Below are 26,281 nucleotides of genomic sequence, written 5' to 3'. Positions count from 1 at the left end.
CGCAGACTGAATCGGGTGACGCAGGTTTGCCCGTAGCGCAGCGAAGGGACGCAGACAGTGGGGCGCATTTCTTTGGTTCCTTTCTTGTTGCGAAACAAGAAAGGAACTCGCCTGCCGGGACGAAACCCGGCTCCTGCCGACAGGAAAAGCATGCATCGGACAAAAACCACAACCCACCAGTTCTCATGCCAACGCCTCCGACTCATTCAACAGCGCATCAAGCGCCTCCAGCAGCGCCAGCATCTGCTGCGAAGAAGGCAGCTCCAGCATGCCCCGCGCCTCGCCATCCAGGCCGCGCACAAAGAAATACAGCGCCCCGCCCAGGTGCTGCGCTGGTTCATAGGCCTCGCCCAGCCGGCTTTTCAGCAGCCGGTGCAGCGCCAGCAGGTACAGCGCCGCCTGCACGTCGTAGCGGTGGTGCAGCATGGCCGCGGCCAGCGCCTCGGCCGTGTAGGCGCCGCCGTCCGAGCCCAGGTGGTTGGTCTTGTAATCGAGCACCCAGTAGCGGCCCGCATGGCAGAACACCAGGTCGGCAAAGCCCATGAGCATGCCGTGCAGCTCGCGCTGCGGCAGCACCGGGCGCTCCTGCCCCGGCAGCAGGTACTGGCGGCACAGCGCATCGATGCGAGGCGCCGACAGCTTTTGCGCGGGCAGCCAGAACTCCATCTCGGCCAGCAGCGCAGCGCGCTCGCCCAGCTGCGCCAGGCTCACGTCCAGCGGCGGCAGCGGCTGGTGCACCACGGCGCGCAGCCAGCGCAGCACGTCGCCGGCCTGCTCCTTGCGGCCCGCGCGCTCGCAGCGGCGCAGCAGCCGCGCTTCCAGGCCCGTGGGCTCGCCGGACTCCTGTTCCGGCAGGGCAAAGCCTTCGCCCGACAGCCATTCCAGCTGGTCGTGCAGGAAATTGCCCACCACCGGCCCGCGCATGAAGCGGTGCCAGACCGGACCGGCAGCACCGGCCGGCAGGGAAAGCATGTCCGGCAGGGCAGGCGGCCCCGGGTTTGCCGGCAGGGCCGCCTGGACTTCGTCGCCGGCCGGCCACAGCGCCGCCACGGGCAGCACCGGCAGGCTGGGCGCGGCCATGGCCCGCGTCAGCGAGGAAAAGCTGCCTATGCCCCAGCGCCGGTCGAAGTCGGCCGCATAGCCGGGTGCCGGCCCCAAGGCGGGCGGCGCCTCGGAGGCCGTCCACAGCCGCAATTCGGGCAGCTCGGCCGGCAGGTCCTTCACATGGATATGGGCGCAGCCCGCCGCCAGCGCCGCCACGCTGGCACGCCACTGGGCGGCAGACTGCTTCTCGGGCCCGGCCAGCAGATAGCCGGCCGCGCCCTGCTCGTTCACGCAGGCCTTGCTGTTGCCGCGCTTCATGGGCGCCAGTGCCATCCACAGCGCATGGCGCGCGCGGGTGAGGGCCACATAGAACAGGCGCAGGTCCTCGCGCAGGCGCTCGCGGTCGGCCTGCTCCAGCTGCGCGTTGTCATAGTCCAGCAGCAGTTCGCGCCCCTCCGCCAGGCCTTCGCCCGCATGGGCCGGCAGCGACAGATAGGCCGTCGTGCGCCGCTCCAGGGCGCGGAAGCTGCCCGCGAACGGCAGGCAGACCACCGGATATTCCAGGCCCTTGCTCTTGTGCACGGTCACGACCTTGACCAGGTCGGCATCGGACTCCAGCCGCACGATCTGCGCCTCGCCGCCGCCGCTGCCGCCTCCCGGCGCCTCGATCTGCATGGCCAGCCAGCGGATCAGCGCCTGCTCGCCTTCGACCTGGGCGCTGGCCGTCTGCAGCAGCTCGGCCAGGTGCAGATAGTTGGTCAGCCGGCGCTCGCCGCCGATCCCGGCCAGCCAGCGCGTGGGCAGGTTGAAGCGGTACAGCGTCTGGCGCAGCATGGCCAGCACGCCCTGGCGCAGCCAGATGCCGTGCAGCTCGCGCAGCTGCTCGCTGCGGGCATCGAACGCCTCCTCGTCGCTGGCCAGCCAGGCCAGCTCGTCGAACGACAGGCCCATGAGCCGCGTCGCCAGCCCCGCGCGCACGGCCAGCGCATCCAGCGGCGCGGCCACGGCGCGCAGCCAGTACAGCAGGTCCTGCGCCTCGGCGCTGGCAAACACCGAATCCTGGTCGGACAGATACACCGAAGCCACGGCGCGCCGGGCCAGCGCCTGGCGCACGGCCGCGGCCTCCCTGCCCGTGCGCACCAGCACGGCAATGTCGGCCGGGCGCAGGCGCTGCAGCGGTCCGCCCGCGCTGGCAAAGCCGGTGCCTTCGTCCATCAGCCATTGCACGATCTGGCTTGCGCAGTGCTCGGCACAGCGGCTGCGGATCACCTCGCTGCTCAGCGGCTCGTCGCCGCCCTCTGCACCCCAGCTCCCATCCCAGGCAATGGTCAGCGCCGGCATGGCCGCGCCGCCGTCCATCAGCACCTCGCTGCGGCCCTGGGCGGCCACGGGCTCGAACGGCAGCGGGTTGCCCGAGCCCTGGCGGAACATGAAGGCCCCCTCGCCCGGCCGCTTTTCGGCCGTGTCGAACCAGTGGTTGACGGCGCTCACCAGCGCTCCGGTGGAGCGGTAATTGGTGCCCAGCACATAGTGGCGCCCCTCGGTGGCCGCGCGCGCCTGCAGATAACTGTAGATGTCGGCGCCGCGGAAACCGTAGATGGACTGCTTGGGGTCGCCGATCAGCAGCAGGGCGCTGTCCGCGGCGTTGTCGGCCGTGCGGTAGATCCGGTCGAACAGGCGGTACTGCAGCGGCGAGGTGTCCTGGAACTCGTCGATCAGCGCCACCGGGTACTGGGCCAGGATGCTGGCGCGCAGCGCCTCGCTGTTCTCGCCGGCCAGCGCGGCATCCAGGCGCTGCAGCATGTCGGCAAAGCCGAAGGTGCCGGCCTGGCGCTTGAGCCACTGCAGGCGCTGCTGCACCCGGGCCGCCGCATGCAAACGCAGCCGGCTCGCAAAGCTGGGCAGCTGCGCCAGCTGCTGCAGCACGCCCTCCAGCGCCTGCGATTCGGGCGGCAGCGCCACCGGAACATCGCCCTTGCGCGCATCGTCCAGCCCCGCGGGCGTCAAGCGGGTGGCGCCGGTCTTGAGCATGGCCGCCAGGTCGGGGTGCGGAGCGGCCGCCCATCCGCGCAGGGCCGCCAGCCAGCTCTTGTAATGGGCCGGCTTGAGCTTGGCGCCGTTCCACGCGGACTTGTTGTGGGCCAGTTGCCCGTCCAGCCAGTCTTCCAGGCGCTGCGCCTTGTCCAGCCAGCCCCGGGCCAGGCCTTTCAGCATGCCGGCCTGCTGCTGCAGCGCCTGCTGCACGCATTCGCCCAGCGTGCCTTCCCCGGCCGCGGCCGGCACGCTTTCGCGCAGCAGCGACTGCATGTCGGCCACCAGCGCGCCCACATGGGGCCAGATGCCCAGCACCTGCTCCAGCACCTCGCCCGACAGCGGGTAGCACTGCTGGCGCCAGTAATCCTGCGCGGCCTCGATCTGGCGCTGGCTTTCGTCGGGCTCCAGGGTTTCGTCGAACAGGTTGCCGCTGTCGAACGCATGCTCGCGCAGCATGCGCTGGCACCAGGCGTCGATGGTGTGGATGGCCGCGTCGTCCATGCACTGCGCCGCCATGTCCAGCCGCCATGCGGCCTGCTCGCGCGCCGCGCCTTCGGGATAGGCATCGCGCAGCGCGCGCAGAAAGCCGTCGTGCGCCGCGGGCTCGGCCTCGCCGCGAAAGCACTGCCTGGCCTCGATGAGCCGCGCGCGAATGCGGTCCGACAGCTCGCGCGTGGCGGCGCGCGTGAAGGTCATGACCAGGATGTCGGGCGGCATCAGGGGCCGCGCGAAGCCTTCTTCGCCGCCATGGCCGAGCACCAGGCGCAGGTACAGGGCCGCGATCGTCCAGGTCTTGCCCGTGCCGGCGCTGGCCTCGATCAGGCGCGAGCCCCACAGCGGGAAATGCAGCGCGTCCAGCACATGGCTGGCAGCGGAAGTTCCTGGCAGCGCTGCCGTCATTCGTTCACCTCTTGCAGGGCCGGCAGGGACTCGGGCCGCAGGTAATGGTTCTTCCAGTCCAGCAAGGGCCCGTACACGGACTGTGCCCAGCGCTCGAAATGGCCGCCGGCCACCAGGGCATTCCAGTCCGGATAGCAGCGCGCCCAGCTGGCATCCTCGCATTCGCCGGAGCGCAGATGCCCGCCTTCATAGGCCGTCACCGCCGCGCGCAGGTCGCCCTCGGCCGCGGCCACCGCGGTGCACAGCGGCACGGGCAGCGGCGCATCCTGCCCCGCCAGCCAGCCCCGCATCAGCACCTGCAGGCGCTCCCTTGCCTCGGCCTGCGCCATGGGCAGGACCCAGAGCTGGATGTCGCGCGCCACCACGCAGCCCAGGGCCCGGGCACCCGTGGCCGACAGCGCCAGGCTGCGCACATAGGCGGACAGCAGCTTGTCGGCCCGCAGCTGCCCTTCGCGGTCCAGCAGCGTGCGCGGGTCCATGGCGAACCAGCTGCGCGTGTAGCGGCCGGCTCCCTCGCCTTCGTCACTCTCGCCAACCGTCACGGCATCGAAGCGCTCGCGCAGCCCGTCGATCCAGTCGTCCAGCAGCAACGCGCCGCTTGTCAGCAGCAGGCGCTCGCGCGGCGCGCTCTGCGGCCAGTCCTGCATCAGCTGCTGCCAGGCCAGCAGCGAAGGCGCCACCTGGCGCTGCAGGCCCTGCGCCTCGCGCCGGCCCAGTCCGGCCAGCGGCAGCATGCCCGCGCGCGCCAGGCGGCGCACCTGCTGGTCCACCTGCTGCGCCACACCGGCCGTGGCGGACTGCGCCAGCCGCGCGGCTACATCCAGCTGCAGCTGCTGCACCAGGCCGTAGGCCACCAGGCCGTCGACCTGGAACAGCTCGTCGTCGGCCAGGATCTCGCGATCCTGCTCGAGGCGCACCAGCAGCCGGTTGCGCAGATAGGCGCGCGCCGGATGGCGCCAGAAATCGGTGAGCCGCGCCAGCGTCAGCGGCGCGGCGGGATCGGGTTCGAAGGGCGCGGCGGCAGGCACGGCCGGCAGGCCGGCCGCCTCCTCATGGGCCGCACGCCATTCGCGCGCATAGGTGTGCAGCCCGGACTGCGGCTCGAAATAGCGCCGGCTGAAGGGCTGCAGCGGATGCTGCTGCGTGCGCTGGGCCAGCAGGTCTGCGCCATCCTCGCCCATCCAGCCTGCCGCCAGATAGTCGCGCAGCTGCGAGACCAGCACCGAGGGCGGCTGCTCGCTGTTGTCGCGCACATGGCGGCCCGCCCAGCTGATGTAGAGCTGGCGCCGGGCTGACAGCAGGGCATCGAGCATGAGCTGGCGGTCGTCGTCGCGGCGCGCGCGGTCGCCCGGGCGCTGCTGGCCGGGCCATGCCATCAGATCGAAGTCGGAGCGGCTGGCGCGGCGCGGATAGTCGCCGTCGTTCATGCCCAGCAGGCACACCACCTCGAACGGAATCGCGCGCATGGGCATGAGCGTGCAGAAGGTCACGCCGCCCGCGCGAAAGCGCTGGTTCAGCGCCGGCTCGCTGAGCGCCTGCAGCCAGGCCTCCTGCGCCACCTCCAGCGGCAGGCTGGCGGCGAAACCGGCCTGTTCGCAGGCGCTTTGCCACAGGTCCAGCGCCGCGTCGAGCGCCGACAGCAGCGCCTGGTCCTCGTCGCCCTGGCTGGCGAAGAAATCATCGAGCAGTCCGCGAAAGCGCTGGGCCCACACATCGGGCGTGGCCGGGTCGTTGGCGGTCTGCCACCACTGCAGCATGCGCTGCAGCAGGCAGGCCAGGCAGCCGGCCAGCTCGGCGCCCAGGCCGCCCACTTCGTCGTAGGGTTCGATGTCGGCAAACGCGCGCGCATCGGCATGCAGGTCGGACAGGGGTCCGCTGGCATAGCCGAGCAGCATGCGCTGCAGGCCGAACCAGGCGCTGTTGGGGTCGCCGCAGGCCGCCAGTCCCAGCTGGGCGCGCTGCGCGCCGCTCAGGCCCCAGCGTATGCCGGCGCCCGCCATCCAGCGCGTGAGCTGGGGCAGGTCCTCGGCCGCCAGCCCCACGCGCGCGGCCACGGCCGGCACGTCGAGCAGGTCGCACAGCTCGCTGAGCCGGCAGCGCTGCTGCGGCAGCTTGAGCAGCCATTGCAGCGCGGCCACCAGCGGACTGCTGGTGCGCGCGCCCAGGTCGGCAATGTCGAACGGGATGTGGCGCGCATCATGGCGGCCGTACTGGCCGAACACGGCGCGTATCGATGGCGCAGCCTCCTCGATGGCCGGCAGCATGACCACGATGTCGCGCGGCGCCAGTGCCGCCTCGCCGGGCGCCGCGGGCTGGGCCAGCAGCTGCAGCAGCTGGTCGTGCAGCACTTCGAGCTCGCGCACCAGGCTGTGCGCCTTGTGGAAAACGATGGAGCGGTCGCGGGCCGGCACCTGCAGCCGCGGATGCTCGGCCAGCGGCACCAGGTCGCGGATGCGCTGCTGGACCTGCGCCAGCAGCGGTGCCTGGGCCAGCTCCCCGGCATCGGCTTCCTCGTACACATCGACACGCGGCCAGCGCCACTGGGCCGCCGTCTCGTCCGTGGTGTCGAAGGCATCGAGCTGGCGCACATAGTCGCGGCTTTGCCGGCCCCAGGCCGCCAGCAGCGGATGGGCATGGGCATGCATGGCTTCGAGCGGAATCTGCGCCAGGTCCCGCCCGCCCTTGAGCGGATGGCGGCGGCGCTGCTGGCGCAGCAGCTCGCGCCCGTCGATGGCATCGGCCCAGTGGAAGCGGCAGGGGTTGGGCACGGCGATCAGCACCTGGCTGTGGCGTGCAATGCCGCTCAGAAACTGCATCAGCGACAGCGGCATCTGGCTCATGCCGAACACCACCACGCGGCGCGCCAGCGGGCTCACGGGCGGCTGGCCCGACTGCAGCGCCGCCAGCACGCGCTCCAGCAGCGCCGGGCGCGTGGCCGCGCGCTCCTGTTCATCGAGCTCGGCCAGCACCTGGCGCCACAGCGCGGGCTGCCACAGCTGCCCTTCGGGCACGGGCACATCGGGCCGGCCTGGCGTGCGCAGCACATCCTCGCCGCGCTCCCAGGCCCCCAGCCAGTCGGCGCGGTAGATCTGGTACTGGTCGAACAGGTCGGCCAGGCGCTCGGCCAGTTGCAGCAGACGCTGAGGCTCACCGGGGCGCAGAAAGCTGGCGATCGGCGCGAACCGCTGCGCCAGCGCGGGCTCGGCCAGGCACTGCGGCAGCAGGCGCATGAGGCGCCAGATCATGGGCGTCTTGTCCAGCGGCGATGCGCGCGGCACCTCGCTCTTGCCGAGGATCTGGCGGTAGCTGCGCCAGACGAAGCGCGCCGGCAGTTCCACGCGCGCGGCCGCACAAACGCCCTGGCGCTCGGCCATGCGCATCTTGAACCACTCGGCCATGCCGTTGCTTTGCACGAGCACGGTCTCGGGCTCCAGCGCATCCAGCGGGTGCGCGGCCAGCCAGGCCAGCACCGTATCGGCCAGCACTTCCGTGCGGTTTCCGTGCAGGGCGATCAGCCCCGGTTGCCAATGCGCAGCCACCCGCGCCCTCCTGTATTGCATGCCACGCCAGCGGCGAGCTTAACGCGACTCGGGCGCGCGGCTGCGCAAACCCTGTCGCTTCCATATTGGTAGCTTTCAGCGCCTTCCAGACAATGGATTCAAAAAGGAAAGCCATCAAAACCACCATCCTTCAAGCGCATGAAGCTATGAACTCTGCAGCATGCAGCAGAACATGGCCTTGGGCGCCGGCCGGCACATGGAGGAACACGCGCAGGTGCAGCGTGATCCGCTGGCCATGACCCGTGTCCGTGCTCGTGTCTGCGGCAGCTCAGGCACGCCCCACCAGCGGCGGCAGCGCCTTCGGGTCCCGGCTCATCTGGTAGCCCGACCACAAGCTTTGCGCAATGCGGCGGGCAGCCCGCCCCGCCTGCTCGGCCAGGGCGCGGTTGGGCTGATCGGCCAGCGTGGCCTCGAACAGGCCCAGCCAGCGCTCGAACAATTCCATGCTCAGCCCCGGCAGTGCCGCATGCCTGGGCATGGGCGCACCCGAAAAGCGCGCCGTGCGCCGCAAGATGGCCGACCAGAAATCCACCAGCCTGGCCAGATGGCGGTCCCAATCGTCGATGTGCGCATCGAAGATGGGCCCCAGGATCTCGTCCTGGCGCACACGCGCATAGAACGCATGCACCAGGCGGACCACTTCTTTCTCGGTACATAGTTCATCGGTGCCCATCGCGACTCCTTCCTGCGCCAGCTTCCGCCCAGGATGTATCTGGCGAGCATCCCATGAAACACAAGGGGGCATGAGCCGAGGCCCGTGGCAGTGGCAATGCCACGCCACCACCAGCGGCCACATGAGCCGGCAGGCAAAACAAAAAACCCCGGCACCTTGCAGTGCTGGGGTTTTGAATCTGGTGGCCTGGGACGGAATCGAACCGCCGACACAAGGATTTTCAATCCTCTGCTCTACCGACTGAGCTACCGGGCCTAGCGTTGTTGCGCTGAAGCCGTGATTATAGGCATACTTTTCGACCTCAAATGGAAATTCGCAAATTTTTTGCGAAATCAGCCGCGGCGATTGCGTCCGAGGTCCACGCCCAGCTGGCGCAGCTTGCGGTACAGGTGGGTGCGCTCCAGACCGGTCTTCTCGGCCACGCGGGTCATGGAACCGCCTTCGCGGGCCAGGTGGAATTCGAAATAGGCTTTCTCGAAGCCGTCGCGCGCCTCGCGCAGCGGACGGTCCAGGTCGAAGCCCTGGTGCGAATGCGGCAGGCTGTCTTCGGCCGATTGCGCGGTGATGCTTGCGGCAGGCGCGGGGGCGGAGCCGCCTTCCGCAGCGGCAGCCGGCGACTCGGACGAGGAGCTGGAGGCGTTGCGGCTCAGGCCCTGTTCCACGGCCTTGAGCAGCTTCTGCATGGTGATGGGCTTTTCGAGAAAGGACAGCGCGCCGATGCGCGTGGCCTCCACCGCGGTCTCGATGGTGGCATGGCCGCTCATCATGATGACGGGCATGGTCAGCTGCCCGGCCGAGGCCCATTCCTTGAGCAGGGTCACGCCGTCGGTGTCGGGCATCCAGATGTCCAGCAGCACCAGGTCGTAGTTGCTGGAGCCACGGGCAATACGTGCCTGGTTGGCGTTCTCGGCCAGGTCCACACTATGACCTTCGTCGTTGAGGATTTCCGACAACAGATCCCTGATCCCCAGTTCGTCGTCGACCACCAGTATGTTTGCCATGTGTCTAAAAGCCTATTGCTGTACTGAGTGCAAAACGTTGCCAGGCCGTTATGCACGGTCATTAGGCGCAAATGATAGCGACACTTGCGCGCCTTGAACCACCCCGTCTTCCTCTCGATTGCCCAGATCAACCCGAGCATGGTGCTCGTCGGCAATCTTTTTCACCACGGCCAGCCCCAATCCCGTGCCTCGGGCCTTGGTGGTGACATAGGGCTCGAACGCCCGTTGCAGGATATTGGGGGCAAAGCCCGTGCCGCTGTCGCAGATGTTCATGCGCACGCGCTGCGCTGCGGCATTCCAGCGGGTTTCGATGAATACCGGCCCCGGAGTCTGCCCTGTTTCCTGGGCCTTCTGGGCCGTGGCGTCCTGGGCATTTTGCAAAAGATTGTGGATGACCTGGCGCAGCTGCTGACTGTCGCCGCGGATCTGCGGGCACTCGGGGTCCAGCGAGGCGTTGACGACCACGGTCGCGTTCTCCTCGCCATACAGCTGCAGCACTTCGGTGATCAGGGCATTGAGATCCAGCGGCTGCAGATTGGCCGCCGGCAGGCGCGCATATTCGCGGAACTCTTCGACCAGGCGCTTCATGGCGCCGACCTGGTCGACGATGGTCTTGACCGATTTGGCCAGCAGCGCCTGTTCCGTGGGCTGCAGCTTGTCGGTCAGCTTCATGGCCAGGCGCTCGGCCGAGAGCTGGATGGGGGTGAGCGGATTCTTGATCTCGTGGGCCACGCGCCGCGCCACCTCGCCCCAGGCCTGGGCACGCTGGGCCGAGACGATCTCGGAAATATCGTCGAACACCAGCAGCCGCTGGGCGTCGGGCAGCTCCGCACCGCGCATGACGAGGCTGGTGGTGTTTTGCACCACGCCGCCGTCGCCGGCATCGAGCTCGTATACCTGCTGCCAGCGGTCGCGCCCCTGGGTGGCCGCCTGGTCGCCGAGGAACAGCTCGAACTGCTCCTGCACCACGCGACCGAAATCCTGCAGGCCCGAGACATCGGCCAGCTTCTTGCCGCGGAACACCGCCATGGGCGCGCGCAGAATGCGCGTCGCGCCCGGGTTGCTGAGCACGATGCGGCCGTTCTTGTCGAGCACGATCACGCCCGAGGTCAGGTTGTCCAGGATGGTCTGCAGATTGCCGCGGGCCGCATCGAGCTGCAGCAGGTTGCGGTTGGCATCGGCGCGCGCATCGGCCAGCTGCTGGGTCATGAGGGCGAAGGAGCGCGTGAGGCCGCCGATCTCGTCCTTGCTCTGCAGGGCCGGCTTGGGCCGCAGGTCGCCGCGCGCCACATCGCGCATGCCCTGCGCCAGCAGCAGCAGGGGCTTGGCCAGCTGGTTGCCCAGCACCACGGCCAGTACCACGGCGCCGAAGACGGCGAGGAACAGCGCCAGCGTCAGCGTGCCGATGTACATGCGCTGCAGGCCACCGCGCGCCAGCGCCCGCTCCTGGTATTCGCGGTTGGCGGCCTGCACTGCCAGCGCATTGGTCACCAGGGTGGTCGGCAGCGGAATCGTGACCTGCAGGTAGCGCGGCTCTGCCAGCAGCCCCACCGTGGGATTCGGTATCAGCGCGAGTATGCGCACACGTGCATTGGCGGCGGCATCGCCAGGCTGGGCATCGCTGCTGTCGTCATCCAGCCCTTCGATGCTGGCCACGGCCCGCGGCTCGCCCTGTTCGCGCAGGTTGCGCAGCATCTGGGCACCGGGCTTTTCGGGCTTGAGGTCGAACTGGGATTTGCCCACGCTGGCAATGGCACGCCCGGCAGCGCTCCACAGCACGGCATCGGTGGCCCCGAGCTGGTCGCGTATGCGCTCCAGCATCAGCGCCGCGCCGGCTTCGGAAACCTGGGACAGCTGCGCCCCGGCCGTGCGCGTGTTGTTGGCCATGTCGTTGGCCACGGTGTCCAGCGTGGCGCTGGCCAGGCTCACGCCGGCCGACAGCGCGCCCTCCACCTTGACGTCGAACCAGCTCTCGATCGAGCGCGAGACGAACTGGTAGGACACCACGTAGATCAGCAGCCCCGGCACCAGGCCCACCAGCGTGAAGATGCCGGCCAGCTTGAGCAGCAGCTTGCTGCCGAAGCGCCCGCGCTTGAGGCGCAGCGCCAAACGCAGCCCGCCCCAGACCAGAACGCACAGCAGCATGCCCGAAACCAGGATGTTGGCCGCCAGCAGCCAGTTGTAGTTGCGTTCATAGGCCAGGCGGTTGTTGGTGGCCAGCGTGAGCATGAACAGCAGCAGCACGCCGACCACGGCCATCAGCGCCACGCCGGTGCCCACGGCCCAGCGCGTGGACCGCGACCAGCGCTCCGCGCTGGGAATCGAGGCTTCGCCGTCCAGGTCCTTGAATTCGGGCATCAGGGCGCAGGCTCCAGGTTCTGGGTGCGCGACAGCTGCAGGTTCCAGCCCGAGCGCCCCAGCGCGCCGATCTGCAGGGGCCGGGGCAGCGCGGACAGGTCCATGCGAAAGCGCAGTTGCACCGAGACACCCGAGGCCGAGCTCAGCTGGCCGGGCTCCAGGATCTTCCAGCGCGATATGCGCTGGATGGCGGCCATCGCGTCCTCCAGGTGCTCATAGGTCTGGCCCAGGGCCAGGCCCAGCCCGGCACTGGTGAAGGAGGTGTTGGAAATATGCAGGCGCCAGCGCCGCGTCAAGGGCTGGTGGCTCAGGCGGTAATAACGGCTGGCCGTGCCCAGATGCTGGTCGGACCAGTACCAGCGCTCGCGCTGCACCTGGGCCTCGGCCACGAAATACATGGGAATGCCCTGGCGCAGGGCGTCGTCGACCTGCGCAGGCAGCTCGAACTGCAGGTTGGCCGAGAGAAAGACGCCCTCGTCCGTGCGCTCCACCTGCATGCTGCTGATATCGGGCGGCGCGATATCGGCATGGGCCGGCATGGGGAGCATGCCGCACAAGCCCGACACCAGGCCCCACAGCAGAACCACACGCCACAGGCCCGACGCCAGGGCGTTAGCGCGTTTTTTCCAGCAGAGCGTAAAAAAAGCCGTCGTGGTCACCCAGAGCATTGTCGGCCACGCAACCCGGTTTATCGGCTTTGCCGGGAATTAAATGGCCTGGTGCGGGCAAGCTTCGGGCCGTAGTGTTGCGTGCAAGAAACGCTTGCACCTGGGCATCGCCCTCGGCCTTGAAGACCGAGCAGGTGCAATACACCATGCGGCCGCCGGGCTTGAGCAGCGGCCACAGCGTGTCGAGCAGGCGCGACTGGATCCCGGCCAGCTGGGCCACATCGCTTTCGCGGCGCAGCCAGCGCACATCGGGCTGGCGCCGCACAATGCCCGAAGCCGTGCAGGGCGCATCGAGCAAGATGGCGTCGAACGGCTGCCCGCCGCATTGCTGCGCGAACCAGTCCTCGGGCCGGGACGCATCGGCCACCAGCACCTGGGCCTGCAGGCCCAGGCGGCCCAGCGTGTCCTTGATGCGCTCCGCGCGCTCGGCATCGATCTCCAGCGCCGTGACCTGCAGCGCACCCGGCTGCGCGTATTCGAGCAGATGAGCCGTCTTGCCGCCCGGTGCCGCGCAGGCGTCCAGCACGCGCAAGGGCTGCGTGGCCGGCGCCAACCCGTCCAGCAGCAGCGGCGCCGCGGCCTGCGCTGCGGCATCCTGCACCGAGGCCCAGCCCTGCCCGAAATGCGGCAAGGCCTGTACCGCCACGGCCCGCTCCAGCTGCAAGCCCATGTCGGCCACCGTCTGGGAATTCAATTCGATAGCAGCCAGCGCCGATTGATATTGGCTCTGCGTCGCTTTTTGCCGATTCACGCGCAAGGTCATGGGCGGCTGGGCATTGTTGGCCGCGAGAATGCGCTGCCAGTCCTGCGGATGATCCTTCTTCAGGCGCTCAATCCACCAGGCCGGATGGTTCCAGACGGCCACGGGGTCGGCTTCGGTGGCGGCCACCAATGCATCGCGCTCGCGCAGAAAGCGGCGCAGGCAGGCATTGATGAAGCCGGACTGGGCTCGTGCCGCGCCGCGCTTGGCGGCCTCCACGGCCTGGTTGACCAAGGTGAAAGGCGGGTAAGGCGCCTGCGCCTCGTCCCAGGCCAGCGCCAGCGCCGTGCACAGCAAGGCACTGACCCTGGGCGCAGGCGCACGCGGCGCCAGCTGCTTTTGCAGCGCCTGCGCGCGCCCCAACTGGCGCAGCACCTGGAACAGCAGGGCCTGTACGCCGGGGCGCAGGCGCTGCGGCACCTGGGCCAGCACCGCCTTGCTGGACTGTCCGCCCAGGATGCCGTGCAAGGCCTGGGCCGCGGCCTCCAGCTGCTGCCACAGGGCAGGCGCGGCAGCGGAATGCGCAGCGGCGGCTGGCGACGATTTTTTCTCGGACGGTTGGCTCATGGGCGGCAGGCCTCTGGAATAAAGGCGATCTCGAAAAAACAGAAACAGGACGGACGCGAACAGGGAAGTGCCAAGAGCCTTGGCGAAGGGCAAGGGCTATGCCCGAACCGGTTTGCGCAAGTCGCAGGAAAAGAAAAACGCTCCCGTCTGCGCTGGGCAGAGCGGGAGCGTGGCGCTGTTTTCGCTCCGGAGCGGTCATCTGCCCCAGAAGAATGTGCAGCTTAGTCGGCAGAAGCGTCGCCGGCAGCGGCTTCGACTTCGTCGTCGGCAGTCACGCCGGCCAGCTCGGCAGCTTCGGCCTCGGCAATGGCGCGGCGCTCGGCCTCGTCCATCGCATCCTTGGCCTTGCGCGCCTGGTGGTAGGCCAGACCGGTACCGGCGGGGATCAGGCGACCCACGATCACGTTCTCCTTCAGGCCGCGCAGCTCGTCGCGCTTGCCCATGATGGCAGCCTCGGTCAGCACGCGGGTCGTTTCCTGGAAGGAAGCGGCCGAGATGAAGGAGTCGGTCGACAGCGAAGCCTTGGTGATGCCCAGCAGCACGTTCGAGTAGGTGGCAGGAATCTTGCCTTCCTTCTGCACGGCTTCGTTGGTGTTGAGGATCTCCGAACGCTCCACCTGCTCGCCCTGGATGTAGGTGGTATCGCCAGGGTTCTCGACCACGACGCGGCGCAGCATCTGGCGAACGATCACCTCGATGTGCTTGTCGTTGATCTTCACGCCCTGCAGGCGGTAAACGTCCTGCACTTCATCGACGATGTAGCGCGACAGTTCCTCGATGCCCAGCAGGCGCAGGATGTCCTGCGGGTCGGCCGGGCCGTCGACGATCAGTTCGCCCTTGTTCACCACCTGGCCTTCGTGCACCAGGATGTTGCGCTCCTTGGGCACCAGCTCTTCCCAGACCTTGCCTTCCAGATCGGTGATCTGCAGGCGCACCTTGCCCTTGGTTTCCTTGCCGAAGGAGATGGTGCCGGTCATCTCGGCCAGCGTGCCCTTGTCCTTGGGCGTACGGGCTTCGAACAGCTCGGCCACACGCGGCAGACCGCCGGTAATGTCGCGGGTCTTCTGGCCTTCCACGGGGATACGGGCCAGCACTTCGCCGGGGCCCACGTCCTGGCCGTCGCGCACCTGGATCAGCGCGCCCACCTGGAAGCCGATGGTCACCGAGTGGTCGGTGCCGGGGATCTTGACTTCCTGGTTGTTGGCATCGATCAGCTTGACCTGCGGGCGCACGACCTTGGCGGAACCGCGGCGCTTGGGGTCGATCACCACCAGCGTGGACAGGCCGGTCACTTCGTCGACCTGCTTGGCCACCGTCAGGCCCTCTTCCACGTTCTCGAACGACACCCGGCCGGCGTATTCGGTAATGATGGGTCGGGTCAGCGGGTCCCAGTTGGCCAGGATCTTGCCGGCCTTGATGGCTTCGTCGGGCTTGATCGTCAGCACGGCGCCGTAAGGCACCTTGTGGCGCTCGCGCTCGCGGCCGTTGTCGCTGATGATGATTTCGCCGGAACGGGAAATCACGACCAGCTCGCCCTTGGTGTTGGTCACATAGCGCATCGTGCTGTTGAAGCTGATGCTGCCGTTGGACTTGGCTTCCACGCTCGAGGCCACGGCGGCGCGCGAAGCGGCGCCACCGATGTGGAAGGTACGCATGGTCAGCTGCGTGCCGGGTTCGCCGATGGACTGGGCGGCGATCACACCCACGGCCTCGCCGAGGTTGATCAGGCCGCCGCGGCCCAGGTCGCGGCCGTAGCACTTGGCGCACAGGCCGAAGCGGGTTTCGCAGGTCAGGGCCGTACGCACCTTGATCTCGTCCACGCCCTGGGCTTCCAGCTCTTCGATCGTGTCTTCGTTGAGCAGGGCACCGGCTTCGAGCAGCACGTCGCGGGTTTCGGGATGCAGCACTTCCTCGGCGGTCGTGCGGCCCAGCACGCGGTCGCGCAGGGACTCGATCACTTCACCGCCTTCGACGATGGCGCGCATCACCGTGCCGTTGGAGGTGCCGCAGTCTTCCTCGTTCACCACGAGGTCCTGCGTCACGTCCACCAGACGACGGGTCAGGTAACCCGAGTTGGCCGTCTTCAGCGCCGTGTCGGCCAGACCCTTTCGGGCACCGTGCGTGGAGATGAAGTACTGCAGCACGTTGAGGCCTTCGCGGAAGTTCGCGGTGATGGGCGTCTCGATGATGGAGCCGTCGGGCTTGGCCATCAGGCCGCGCATGCCGGCCAGCTGGCGGATCTGGGCTGCGGAGCCGCGGGCGCCGGAGTCGGCCATCATGTAAATCGCGTTGAACGATTCCTGCTCGACTTCCTTGCCGTGGCGGTCGACGACCTTTTCCTTGGCCAGCTGGGCCATCATGACCTTGGAGACTTCGTCACCGGCCTTGCCCCAGATGTCCACCACCTTGTTGTAGCGCTCGCCAGCCGTCACCAGACCGGAGACGTACTGCTGCTCGATCTCCTTCACTTCGGCTTCGGCACGGCCGATGATCTCGGCCTTCTGCGGCGGCACCAGCATGTCGCCGATGGCGATGGAGATACCGGCGTGCGTGGACAGGCGGAAGCCGTTCTGCAGCAGCTTGTCGGCAAACACCACGGTGGCCTTGAGGCCGCAGCGGCGGAACGAGGCATTGATCAGCTTGGAGATTTCCTTCTTCTTCAGCGCCTTGTTCATGTTGCTGAACGGCAGGCCCTTGGGCAGGATCTCGGACAGCAGCGCACGGCCGACGGTGGTTTCCACGAGCTTGGTCTCGGGCTCGAATTCACCCGTTTCCTTGTTCTTGTTCCACTCGGTCAGGCGCACGCTGATCTTGGCTTGCAGCTCGGCCTCGCCGGCGTCCAGTGCGCGCTGCACTTCCGCCAGGTCGGCAAACACCATGCCTTCGCCCTTGCCGTTGATGCGCTCGCGGGTCGCATGGTACAGACCCAGCACCACGTCCTGCGAAGGCACGATGGAGGGTTCGCCCGATGCCGGGAACAGCACGTTGTTGGAGGCCAGCATCAGCGTGCGGGCTTCCATCTGCGCTTCCACGGACAGAGGCACGTGAACGGCCATCTGGTCACCGTCGAAGTCGGCGTTGAAGGCCGCGCAGACCAGCGGGTGCAGCTGCAGCGCCTTGCCTTCGATCAGGATGGGCTCGAAGGCCTGGATGCCCAGACGGTGCAGCGTAGGCGCACGGTTGAGCATGATCGGGTGTTCCTTGATCACCTCTTCCAGGATGTCCCACACCACGGGCGTGCCGGATTCCACTTCCTTCTTGGCCGCCTTGATGGTCGTGGCAATGCCGCGCTGCTCGAGCTGCGCGAAGATGAAGGGCTTGAACAGCTCCAGCGCCATCAGCTTGGGCAGGCCGCACTGGTGCAGCTTGAGGTAAGGACCCACGGTAATCACGGAACGACCGGAGTAGTCCACGCGCTTGCCCAGCAGGTTCTGGCGGAAGCGGCCGCTCTTGCCCTTGATCATGTCGGCCAGCGACTTCAGCGCGCGCTTGTTGGCGCCGGTCATGGCCTTGCCGCGGCGGCCGTTGTCCAGCAGCGAGTCCACGGCTTCCTGCAGCATGCGCTTTTCGTTGCGCGCGATGATCTCGGGAGCCTTCAGCTCCAGCAGGCGGCGCAGGCGCGAGTTGCGGTTGATGACGCGGCGGTACAGGTCGTTGAGGTCGGAGGTCGCGAAGCGGCCGCCGTCCAGGGGCACCAGGGGACGCAGGTCCGGAGGCAGCACGGGCAGCACTTCCATGACCATCCACTCGGGCTTGATGCCCGACTTCTTGAACGCTTCCAGCAGCTTCAGGCGCTTGGCGTTCTTCTTGACCTTGACTTCGGAGCCGGTCAGATCGTTGCGCAGGCGCTCGATCTCGACATCGATGTCGATGCCTTCCAGCAGGTCCTTGATGCCTTCGGCGCCCATCTTGGCCGTGAACTCGTCATAGCCGTATTCGGCGCACTTGGCGTCGTAGTCGTCCTCGCTCATGATGCTGAACTTCTTCAGCGGAGTCATGCCGGGATCGGTCACCACATAGGCTTCGAAGTACAGCACGCGCTCGATGTCGCGCAGCGTCATGTCCAGCACCAGGCCCAGGCGCGAAGGCAGGGACTTCAGGAACCAGATGTGGGCGCAGGGCGCGGCCAGGTCGATGTGGCCCATGCGCTCGCGGCGCACCTTGGTCTGCGTGACTTCGACGCCGCACTTCTCGCAGATCACGCCGCGGTGCTTGAGGCGCTTGTACTTGCCGCACAGGCACTCGTAGTCCTTGATCGGACCGAAGATCTTGGCGCAGAACAGGCCGTCGCGCTCGGGCTTGAACGTGCGGTAGTTGATGGTTTCGGGCTTCTTGACCTCACCAAAAGACCACGAACGGATCTTTTCGGGAGAGGCCAGACCGATCTTGATGGCATCGAAATGCTCATCAGGCGTAAATTGCTTGAACAGGTCGAGTAGCGATTTCATGGACTCTTTCCCTTTTCAAATTAAGAACGTTCGAGTTCGATGTCCAGGCCCAGGGAACGGATTTCCTTGACCAGCACGTTGAACGACTCGGGCATGCCTGCCTCGATGGAATGCTCGCCCTTGACGATGGACTCGTACACCTTGGTACGGCCCTGCACGTCGTCGGACTTCACAGTCAGCATTTCCTGCAGCACGTAGGCGGCGCCATAGGCTTCCAGCGCCCACACTTCCATCTCGCCGAAACGCTGGCCGCCGAACTGGGCCTTGCCGCCCAGCGGCTGCTGCGTCACCAGCGAGTACGGACCGGTGGAGCGGGCGTGCATCTTGTCGTCGACCAGGTGGTGCAGCTTCAGGTAGTGCATGTAGCCGATGGTGGTCGGGCGCTCGAAGCGCTCGCCGGTACGGCCGTCATACAGGTAGGCCTGCGTGCGGCTTTCGGTCAGGCCCTTGGCCTGGGCGACCTCGTCCGGATAGGCCAGCTTCAGCATGTCCTTGATCTCGGCTTCGGAAGCGCCGTCGAACACGGGCGTTGCAAAAGGCACGCCGGTGGTCAGCTCCTTGGCCATGGACATGACTTCGCTGTCGTCCAGCTGCTGCAGATCCTCCTTGCGGCCACGCGAGTTGTAGATCTCCTCCAGGAAGGCGCGCACTTCGGCAGCACGGGCTTCCTTTTGCAGCATGTCGCCGATGCGCTGGCCCAGGCCCTTGCCGGCCCAGCCCAGGTGGACTTCCAGCACCTGGCCGATGTTCATGCGCGAAGGCACGCCCAGCGGGTTCAGCACGATGTCGGCAGTGGTGCCGTCGGCCAGGAAAGGCATGTCTTCCACGGGCGTGATCTTGGAGACCACGCCCTTGTTGCCGTGGCGGCCGGCCATCTTGTCGCCGGGCTGCAGGCGGCGCTTGACGGCCAGGTAGACCTTGACCATCTTGAGCACGCCGGCGGGCAGCTCGTCGCCCTGCGTGAGCTTCTTGCGCTTTTCCTCGAACGCCAGATCGAAGTTGTGGCGCTGCTGCTCGATGGAGTTCTTGATGGACTCCAGCTGCGCTGCCACGTCGTCTTCGGCGGGACGGATATCGAACCAGTGGAACTTCTCCACGCCGTCCAGATAGGCCTTGTCGATCTTGGCGCCCTTGGCGAGCTTTTGCGGGCCGCCGTTGGCCACGCGGCCGGTCAGCAGCTTCTCGATACGGTCGAAGGCGTCGGCCTCCACAATGCGCAGCTGGTCGTTCAGGTCCAGGCGGAAGCGCTTGAGCTCGTCGTCGATGATCTGCTGGGCGCGCTTGTCGCGCTGGATGCCTTCGCGCGTGAAGACCTGCACGTCGATCACGGTACCTTGCGAGCCCTGATCCACGCGCAGCGAGGTGTCCTTCACGTCGGAAGCCTTCTCGCCGAAGATGGCGCGCAGCAGCTTCTCTTCCGGTGTCAGCGTGGTCTCGCCCTTGGGCGTGACCTTGCCCACCAGCACGTCGCCGGGTTGCACTTCGGCGCCCACGTAGATGATGCCGGATTCGTCCAGGCGGTTGAGCTGCTGCTCGGACAGGTTCGGGATGTCGCGCGTGATTTCCTCGGGGCCCAGCTTGGTGTCGCGGGCCATGACCACGAGTTCCTCGATGTGGATCGAGGTGTAGCGGTCTTCGGCCACCACACGTTCGTTGATCAGGATCGAGTCCTCGAAGTTGTAGCCGTTCCAGGGCATGAACGCGATCAGCATGTTCTGGCCGATGGCGATTTCACCCAGGTCGGTCGACGCACCGTCGGCCACCACGTCACCCTTGGCCAGCTTGTCGCCGCGCTTGACGATGGGACGCTGGTGGATGTTGGTGTTCTGGTTGGAACGCTGGTACTTGATGAGGTTGTAGATGTCCACGCCGACTTCGCCGGCCACGGCCTCGTCGTCGTTCACGCGCACCACGATGCGGGTCGCGTCGACATAGTCGACGATACCGCCGCGCTTGGCCGTCACCACGGTGCCGGAGTCGACGGCGGCCACGCGCTCGATGCCGGTACCGACCATGGGCTTTTCAGGACGCAGCACAGGCACGGCCTGGCGCGACATGTTGGCGCCCATCAGCGCGCGGTTCGCGTCGTCGTGTTCCAGGAACGGAATCAGCGAAGCGGCCACCGACACGATCTGCGCAGGCGACACGTCCATGTACTGGATGCGCTCGGCCGACACCAGGGTCGATTCACCGGCTTCACGGGCCGACACCAGATCGCCGGTCAGGCGGCCTTCGGCATCCAGCTCGGCGTTGGCCTGGGCGATCACGTACTTGCCTTCCTCGATGGCGGACAGGTAGTCGATCTGGTCGGTCACCTTGCCGTCCACCACGCGGCGGTACGGGGTTTCGATGAAGCCGTACTCGTTCAGGCGGGCATACAGGGCCAGCGAGTTGATCAGGCCGATGTTCGGGCCTTCAGGCGTTTCGATGGGGCAGACACGGCCGTAGTGGGTCACGTGCACGTCGCGCACTTCGAAGCCGGCGCGTTCGCGGGTCAGACCGCCCGGGCCCAGGGCCGAAACGCGGCGCTTGTGCGTGATTTCGGCCAGGGGGTTGGTCTGGTCCATGAACTGCGACAGCTGCGAGGCACCGAAGAACTCCTTCAGGGCAGCCGAGATCGGCTTGGAGTTGATCAGGTCATGGGGCATCAGCGGCTCTTGCTCGGCCTGGCCCAGGCGCTCCTTCACAGCCTTTTCGATACGCGCCAGACCGGTGCGGTACTGGTTCTCGGCCAGCTCGCCCACGCAGCGCACGCGGCGGTTGCCCAGGTGGTCGATGTCGTCCACCTCGCCCTTGCCGTTGCGCAGGTCCACGAGGATCTTGACCACGGCCAGGATGTCTTCGTTGGACAGCACCATCGGGCCGGTAGGCTCGTCGCGGCCGACCTTGGCGTTGAACTTCATGCGGCCCACGCGCGACAGGTCGTACGTGTCCGGGTTGTAGAACAGGCGCTGGAACAGGGCCTGCACGGCATCTTCGGTCGGCGGCTCGCCGGGGCGCATCATGCGGTAGATGGCCACGCGGGCGGCGAACTCGTCCACGGTTTCATCGGTGCGCAGGGTCTGCGAGATATAGGCGCCCTGGTCGAGCTCGTTGGTGTAGATGCACTGCAGCTCTTGCACGCCGGCGCTACGCAGCTTCTTGAGCAGGGCTTCGGTCAGTTCGTCGTTGGCCTTGGCGATGATTTCGCCGGTGTCGGGATCAACGATGTTCTTGGCCACCACGCGGCCGATCAGGAAGTCCTCCGGCACGCTGATGTACTTGGTGCCCGATTGCTCGAGTTCGCGGGTGTGGCGGGCCGTGACGCGCTTGTCCTTGGCCACGACCACCTTGCCAGCCTTGTCGGTGATGTCGAAGCGTGCCACTTCGCCCTTCAGGCGCTCGCCCACGAATTCCATCTGGGCGCCGCTGTCCATCAGGCGGAAATTGTCGTTGACGAAGAAGTTGGCCAGGATGGACTCGGGCGTCAGGCCGATGGCCTTCAGCAGAATCGTGACCGGCATCTTGCGGCGGCGGTCGACACGGAAGAACAGCAGGTCCTTGGGGTCGAACTCGAAGTCCAGCCAGGAGCCGCGGTAGGGAATGATGCGCGCCGAGAAAAGCAGCTTGCCCGAGCTGTGGGTCTTGCCCTTGTCGTGCTCGAAGAACACGCCGGGCGAACGGTGCAGCTGAGACACGATCACGCGCTCGGTACCGTTGATGATGAACGAGCCCTTGTCGGTCATCAGGGGCACTTCGCCCATGTAGACCTCTTGCTCCTTGACTTCCTTGACCACCTTGGACTGCGCCGTGGACGATTCACGGTCGTAGATGATCAGTTGGACCTTGGCGCGCACGGCCGAGGCAAAAGTCAGGCCACGGGTCTGGCATTCACGGACGTCGAAAGCAGGCTTGGCGAGGTTGTACTCGACAAACTTCATCTCCACAAAGCCATTGTGCGAGACGATGGGGAAAGCGGAATTGAAGGCCGCTTGCAGGCCGTCATTGGTGCGTTTTTTGGGGGGTACATCTGCCTGCAAGAATGCTGTGTAGGCATCTTTTTGCATCTGCAGCAGATAAGGCACTTCGAGCACGCTTTCGCGGCTCCCGAAGCTTTTGCGGATTCGCTTGCGTTCGGTGTAAGAATAGGCCATGAGATCTCCGGGCAAAGACATGAGTCCTGGGTCTGCGACGACTGCCCCACATGGGAAGCTCCCTGCGGGCTTGGCGGTTGGCCACTACCAACCATGGCTGACGGCGATGCGTTGCACATCGCCCGAACCAAGGCATCTTCTGCTGTCGGATTGTCAGAAGACACTAAAAAGCAGACTCCCTTGGAAACCTGCTTTTTGGTGTGTTCTTTCAGCGCGTCCCACAAGCGCCAAAGGCTGGAGACCCCGAAAGAGTCTCCAGCCCTTGAAACAACTGAATTACTTCAGTTCAGCCTTGGCACCGGCTTCGACCAGCTTCTTCACAGCGGCTTCAGCGTCAGCCTTGGGAGCGGCTTCCTTCACGGTCTTGGGAGCGCCGTCCACCAGATCCTTGGCTTCCTTCAGGCCCAGGCCGGTGATTTCACGCACGGCCTTGATGACGGACACCTTGTTGGCGCCAGCGTCGGTCAGAACCACGTTGAACTCGGTCTTCTCTTCAGCAGCAGCAGCACCGCCGGCAGCACCGCCAGCAGCGGGAGCAGCCATAGCGGCAGCGCTCACGCCGAACTTCTCTTCAATAGCCTTGACCAGGTCGTTCAGTTCCAGAACAGTCATGCTGTCCAGGGCGGTCAGGAATGCGTCTTTATCGAATGCCATTTTGATTTCCTAAATTGGTTGGTTTGTTTTGCCGCTATCAAGCAGCAGCTGCCTCGGCAGAGCCTTCGCCCTTCTTGGCCGCCAGGGCGCCCAGCACCACGGCTGTACGCGAGATAGGCGACATGAGCAAGCCGCACAGTTGTGCGAGCAGGACTTCCTTGGAGGGGATGTTTGCCAGTTGCTTAACGCCGTTGACGTCCAGGGCCTTGCCTGCAAACGCGCCACCGCGAATCACCAGCTTGTCGTTGGTCTTCGCGAAATCGGCCACCACCTTGGCGGCAGCCACTGCGTCTTCAGAGAAGCCATAGACCAGCGGACCGGTCATCTGGTCGGCGACCACGTCAAACTGGCTGCCAGCCACAGCACGGCGGGCCAGCGTGTTCTTCAACACGCTCAGGCTCACACCCTTGCTGCGGGCGTCGGCACGCAGTTTGGTCATGTCGGCGACCGTGATGCCGCGGTATTCCGCGATCACAAGCGTTTGAGCTTTAGCGGCGAGGCTGGTCACTTCATTGATGACCGCTTCTTTCTCACTGCGATTAAGACTCAAGGTCTACTCCTTCAAATGCACAATCGGGGCAAGCCCCTCATGCGCGCTCTTGTTGCAGCGACCAACTGTTTTTTGGAAATAAATCCATCTGCAGCGGGATCGCCATCTGCGTTGGCCATCGTGATTAAGTGATCAGAATCACACCAACGGTCTTGGATGGCCTGCCAAGACACTCCTGGCAGCCCACCACACCAGGCGGGCATGACTGCTCGCCTGACGATTTCTAGCAATTACGCCGAGATGGTTTGCGTGTCGACGCGAACGCCCACACCCATGGTCGACGAAACAGCAACCTTGCGCAGGTACAGGCCCTTGCTCGAAGCGGGCTTGGCCTTGTTCAGGGCATCGATCAGGGCAGCCAGGTTGCCCTGCAGCTTTTCGGTGTCGAACGAACGACGGCCGATCGTGCCGTGGATGATGCCGGCCTTGTCGACGCGGAACTGGACTTGACCAGCCTTGGCGTTCTTCACGGCGGTGGCGACATCGGGCGTCACGGTGCCAACCTTGGGGTTGGGCATCAGGCCGCGGGGGCCCAGGATCTGGCCCAGCTGGCCCACGACACGCATTGCGTCGGGCGCAGCGATCACCACGTCGAAGGGCATGTCGCCGGCCTTGACTTGAGCAGCCAAGTCGTCCATGCCGACCACGTCTGCACCAGCAGCCTTGGCTTCTTCGGCCTTGGCGCCTTGTGCGAACACGGCCACGCGGGCGGTCTTGCCGGTGCCGTGAGGCAGAACCACGGCGCCACGCACCACTTGGTCCGACTTCTTGGCGTCCACGCCCAGTTGCACGGCCACGTCGATGGATTCATCGAACTTGGCGGTGGCAGCTTCCTTCACCAGAGAGATGGCGTCGGTCAGAGCGTACAGCTTGTTGCTGTCAACCTTGCCCTGGAGAGCTTTTTGCTTCTTGGTCAGCTTGGCCATTTACACACCCTCCACGATCACGCCCATCGAACGGGCAGAACCAGCCAGCGTACGCACGGCGGCGTCGACGTCGGCAGCGTTCATGTCCTTCAGCTTGGTCTTGGCGATTTCTTCCAGCTGCGCACGAGTGATCTTGCCAACCTTGGTCTTCAGGGGGTTGGAAGAGCCCTTGTCCAGCTTCACAGCCTTCTTGATCAGAACGGTTGCGGGCGGCGTCTTGATGATGAACGTGAAGCTCTTGTCAGCAAAAGCCGTGATCACCACAGGCAGAGGCAGGCCGGGCTCGACACCTTGGGTCTGGGCGTTGAACGCCTTGCAGAATTCCATGATGTTGAGGCCGCGCTGACCCAGCGCAGGACCGATCGGAGGAGAGGGGTTGGCCTTACCAGCTGGCACTTGCAGCTTGATGAAGCCGACGATTTTCTTCGCCATTGAAAGCTCCTTACGGGTATAGCGCCATCCGCATCAACCGTGCAGACAGCTCCCCGGGGGTTACTGACTCTTGTTCAAAGCTTCGCATCGAGTCAAAAAACGCGAAGCCGACTATTGTATTTCGTCTCTCAAGTTTTTTCAACTTGGGAGAATTCCAACTCCACAGGAGTGGCTCGGCCAAAGATGGTGACCGAGACGCGCAGACGGTTCTTTTCGTAGTTGACTTCCTCGACGGAGCCGTTGAAGTCGGTGAAAGGGCCTTCCTTGACACGGACCAGCTCGCCCACCATGAACTCGATCTTGTGGCGCGGCTTTTCCGTGCCCTCCTGCATCTGGTCGACGATCTTGCGAACCTCTTCTTCAGAGATCGGAGCCGGCCGGTTCTTGGCACCGCCCACGAAGCCCGTCACCTTGCTGGTGTGCTTGACCAGGTGCCAGGTATCGTCGTCCATCACCATCTCGACGAACACATAGCCCGGAAACAGGCGGCGCTCGGTGGTACGGCGCTGGCCGTTGCGCATCTCGACCACTTCTTCGGAGGGCACCAGGATGCGGCCGAACTTGGACTGCATGCCCGAGCGCGCAATGCGCTCGGCGATATTGCGCTCCACGGCCTTTTCCATGCCCGAATATGCATGGACGATATACCAGCGCAGATCTGGATTGCTGGGCGCTGCCGCCCCGCCATTCACATCCGTTTCGACAGCGTCTGCCATTACTTCCTCCAGCCCAAAATCAGGTCATACAAGACCCACTCCAGAGTCTTGTCGGTGAACCACAAGAACAAAGCCATGACCACCACGAAGCCAAAGACATACAAGGTCATTTGCAATGTCTCTTTGCGAGTCGGCCAGACGACCTTCTTCACCTCAAGCCAGGCCGCACGGGCAAAGCCGATGAAGCGCTTGCCGGGTTCGGAAATCAGGAACACACCGGCAGCCACCAGCAAGCCGACGATCAGGGCAGCCCATTGCGCCACCTGACCCTGCTTGCTCAGCAAATAAAAACCGGCAATCGAAGCAACGACTAAAGCCGCGACTGCGGCTAGCTTTGCTTTGTCAGCTCCGGAGCTGACTGTTTCAACCTGAGTAGTGGCCATATTTCATTTCAAATGCACAAAGTTTGTGCAATTTCAAGACGCCGAAGCCCGCCAAAGGCGGGCTCTCGTTGATTCCACCGTTAGAAGGTGGCAGGGGCAGTAGGAATCGAACCTACAACCTTCGGTTTTGGAGACCGACGCTCTGCCAATTGAGCTATACCCCTACAAACCAATTACTCAATGATCTTGGCAACCACGCCGGCGCCCACGGTACGGCCGCCTTCACGGATAGCGAAACGCAGACCTTCTTCCATGGCGATGGGGGCGATCAGCTTCACGGTAATCGACACGTTGTCACCAGGCATCACCATTTCCTTGTCGGCGGGCAGCTCGATGGAGCCGGTCACGTCGGTCGTGCGGAAGTAGAACTGGGGACGGTAGTTGTTGAAGAAGGGCGTGTGGCGGCCGCCTTCGTCCTTCGACAGCACGTACACCTCGGCGGTGAAGTGGGTGTGGGGCTTGATGGAGCCGGGC

General features: G+C 65.7%; 16 protein-coding genes and 2 tRNA genes. All 18 read right to left on the bottom strand.

Annotation, left to right across the window (positions count from 1 at the left end; all coding sequences use genetic code 11):
• Window positions 1-183: 183 nt before the first annotated feature.
• Entirely contained in the window at window positions 184-3,978 is a 3,795-nt protein-coding gene (gene recB / locus V8Z74_RS13825; protein ID WP_349709645.1) for an exodeoxyribonuclease V subunit beta, read from the bottom strand.
• Complete coding sequence (gene recC / locus V8Z74_RS13820; protein WP_349709644.1) at window positions 3,975-7,538, bottom strand: exodeoxyribonuclease V subunit gamma; 3,564 nt, start codon at window positions 7,536-7,538, stop codon at window positions 3,975-3,977. Before recC ends, recB begins: the two co-directional genes overlap by 4 nt.
• 268 nt (window positions 7,539-7,806) lie before the next feature.
• On the bottom strand, window positions 7,807-8,211 hold the full coding sequence (locus V8Z74_RS13815) for a group III truncated hemoglobin (RefSeq protein ID WP_349709643.1): 405 nt from the start codon (window positions 8,209-8,211) through the stop codon (window positions 7,807-7,809).
• Between the two features lie 179 nt (window positions 8,212-8,390).
• Window positions 8,391-8,466, bottom strand: a tRNA-Phe gene (locus V8Z74_RS13810).
• A gap of 77 nt (window positions 8,467-8,543) precedes the next feature.
• A complete protein-coding gene (locus V8Z74_RS13805) occupies window positions 8,544-9,212 on the bottom strand; it encodes a response regulator (protein WP_066480221.1) in 669 nt (222 codons plus the stop codon).
• 48 nt (window positions 9,213-9,260) lie between these two features.
• Entirely contained in the window at window positions 9,261-11,570 is a 2,310-nt protein-coding gene (locus tag V8Z74_RS13800; protein WP_349709642.1) for an ATP-binding protein, read from the bottom strand.
• Entirely contained in the window at window positions 11,570-12,118 is a 549-nt protein-coding gene (locus tag V8Z74_RS13795; RefSeq protein WP_349709641.1) for a DUF4390 domain-containing protein, read from the bottom strand. The genes V8Z74_RS13800 and V8Z74_RS13795 overlap by 1 nt, the downstream gene beginning before the upstream one ends.
• Window positions 12,119-12,182: 64 nt before the next feature.
• Window positions 12,183-13,565, bottom strand: a complete 1,383-nt coding sequence (gene rsmB, locus V8Z74_RS13790; RefSeq protein ID WP_349709640.1) for a 16S rRNA (cytosine(967)-C(5))-methyltransferase RsmB — start codon at window positions 13,563-13,565, stop codon at window positions 12,183-12,185.
• 221 nt (window positions 13,566-13,786) lie between these two features.
• Window positions 13,787-18,013: a DNA-directed RNA polymerase subunit beta' gene (gene rpoC, locus V8Z74_RS13785; RefSeq protein WP_066480229.1), complete on the bottom strand. Its 4,227-nt coding sequence runs from the start codon at window positions 18,011-18,013 to the stop codon at window positions 13,787-13,789.
• 20 nt (window positions 18,014-18,033) lie between these two features.
• The gene (gene rpoB, locus V8Z74_RS13780; RefSeq protein ID WP_349709639.1) at window positions 18,034-22,146 is read right to left on the bottom strand and encodes a DNA-directed RNA polymerase subunit beta; all 4,113 of its coding nucleotides are present in this window, start codon (window positions 22,144-22,146) and stop codon (window positions 18,034-18,036) included.
• Window positions 22,147-22,422: 276 nt separating this feature from the next.
• Entirely contained in the window at window positions 22,423-22,800 is a 378-nt protein-coding gene (rplL, locus tag V8Z74_RS13775; RefSeq protein ID WP_003065690.1) for a 50S ribosomal protein L7/L12, read from the bottom strand.
• A 37-nt stretch (window positions 22,801-22,837) separates the two neighbouring features.
• Entirely contained in the window at window positions 22,838-23,350 is a 513-nt protein-coding gene (rplJ, locus tag V8Z74_RS13770; RefSeq protein WP_066480243.1) for a 50S ribosomal protein L10, read from the bottom strand.
• Between the two features lie 230 nt (window positions 23,351-23,580).
• The gene (rplA, locus tag V8Z74_RS13765) at window positions 23,581-24,276 is read right to left on the bottom strand and encodes a 50S ribosomal protein L1 (RefSeq protein ID WP_066480244.1); all 696 of its coding nucleotides are present in this window, start codon (window positions 24,274-24,276) and stop codon (window positions 23,581-23,583) included.
• Entirely contained in the window at window positions 24,277-24,708 is a 432-nt protein-coding gene (gene rplK, locus V8Z74_RS13760) for a 50S ribosomal protein L11 (protein ID WP_066480245.1), read from the bottom strand. It abuts the gene before it with no gap.
• A 128-nt stretch (window positions 24,709-24,836) separates the two neighbouring features.
• Window positions 24,837-25,424 (bottom strand): transcription termination/antitermination protein NusG, encoded by a 588-nt coding sequence (nusG, locus tag V8Z74_RS13755; RefSeq protein WP_066480250.1) that lies wholly within the window; start codon window positions 25,422-25,424, stop codon window positions 24,837-24,839.
• Complete coding sequence (secE, locus tag V8Z74_RS13750; protein ID WP_066480253.1) at window positions 25,424-25,807, bottom strand: preprotein translocase subunit SecE; 384 nt, start codon at window positions 25,805-25,807, stop codon at window positions 25,424-25,426. The genes nusG and secE overlap by 1 nt, the downstream gene beginning before the upstream one ends.
• A gap of 88 nt (window positions 25,808-25,895) precedes the next feature.
• A tRNA-Trp gene (locus tag V8Z74_RS13745) sits at window positions 25,896-25,971 on the bottom strand.
• A gap of 9 nt (window positions 25,972-25,980) precedes the next feature.
• Window positions 25,981-26,281, bottom strand: a 301-nt coding sequence (locus tag V8Z74_RS13740) for an EF-Tu C-terminal domain-related protein (RefSeq protein ID WP_502879543.1), incomplete at its 5' end; no start/stop codon positions are given.

Source organism: Comamonas sp. w2-DMI (genome assembly GCF_040187735.1).
GTDB lineage: Bacteria > Pseudomonadota > Gammaproteobacteria > Burkholderiales > Burkholderiaceae_C > Comamonas > Comamonas terrae.
Note: the sequence above shows the minus strand (reverse complement) of the source record. Positions and strands in the feature narration are given on the sequence as shown.

What these genes read in the sequence shown, in the direction of transcription:
- rpoB (WP_349709639.1), bottom strand. Translation starts at nt 22,146, where the DNA reads ATGGCCTATTCTTACACCGAACGCAAGCGAATCCGCAAAAGCTTCGGG.
- V8Z74_RS13795 (WP_349709641.1), bottom strand. Translation starts at nt 12,118, where the DNA reads ATGCTCCCCATGCCGGCCCATGCCGATATCGCGCCGCCCGATATCAGC.
- rplL (WP_003065690.1), bottom strand. Translation starts at nt 22,800, where the DNA reads ATGGCATTCGATAAAGACGCATTCCTGACCGCCCTGGACAGCATGACT.
- rplA (WP_066480244.1), bottom strand. Translation starts at nt 24,276, where the DNA reads ATGGCCAAGCTGACCAAGAAGCAAAAAGCTCTCCAGGGCAAGGTTGAC.
- recB (WP_349709645.1), bottom strand. Translation starts at nt 3,978, where the DNA reads ATGACGGCAGCGCTGCCAGGAACTTCCGCTGCCAGCCATGTGCTGGAC.
- rplK (WP_066480245.1), bottom strand. Translation starts at nt 24,708, where the DNA reads ATGGCGAAGAAAATCGTCGGCTTCATCAAGCTGCAAGTGCCAGCTGGT.
- secE (WP_066480253.1), bottom strand. Translation starts at nt 25,807, where the DNA reads ATGGCCACTACTCAGGTTGAAACAGTCAGCTCCGGAGCTGACAAAGCA.
- rsmB (WP_349709640.1), bottom strand. Translation starts at nt 13,565, where the DNA reads ATGAGCCAACCGTCCGAGAAAAAATCGTCGCCAGCCGCCGCTGCGCAT.
- V8Z74_RS13805 (WP_066480221.1), bottom strand. Translation starts at nt 9,212, where the DNA reads ATGGCAAACATACTGGTGGTCGACGACGAACTGGGGATCAGGGATCTG.
- recC (WP_349709644.1), bottom strand. Translation starts at nt 7,538, where the DNA reads ATGCAATACAGGAGGGCGCGGGTGGCTGCGCATTGGCAACCGGGGCTG.
- rpoC (WP_066480229.1), bottom strand. Translation starts at nt 18,013, where the DNA reads ATGAAATCGCTACTCGACCTGTTCAAGCAATTTACGCCTGATGAGCAT.
- V8Z74_RS13815 (WP_349709643.1), bottom strand. Translation starts at nt 8,211, where the DNA reads ATGGGCACCGATGAACTATGTACCGAGAAAGAAGTGGTCCGCCTGGTG.
- V8Z74_RS13800 (WP_349709642.1), bottom strand. Translation starts at nt 11,570, where the DNA reads ATGCCCGAATTCAAGGACCTGGACGGCGAAGCCTCGATTCCCAGCGCG.
- nusG (WP_066480250.1), bottom strand. Translation starts at nt 25,424, where the DNA reads ATGGCAGACGCTGTCGAAACGGATGTGAATGGCGGGGCGGCAGCGCCC.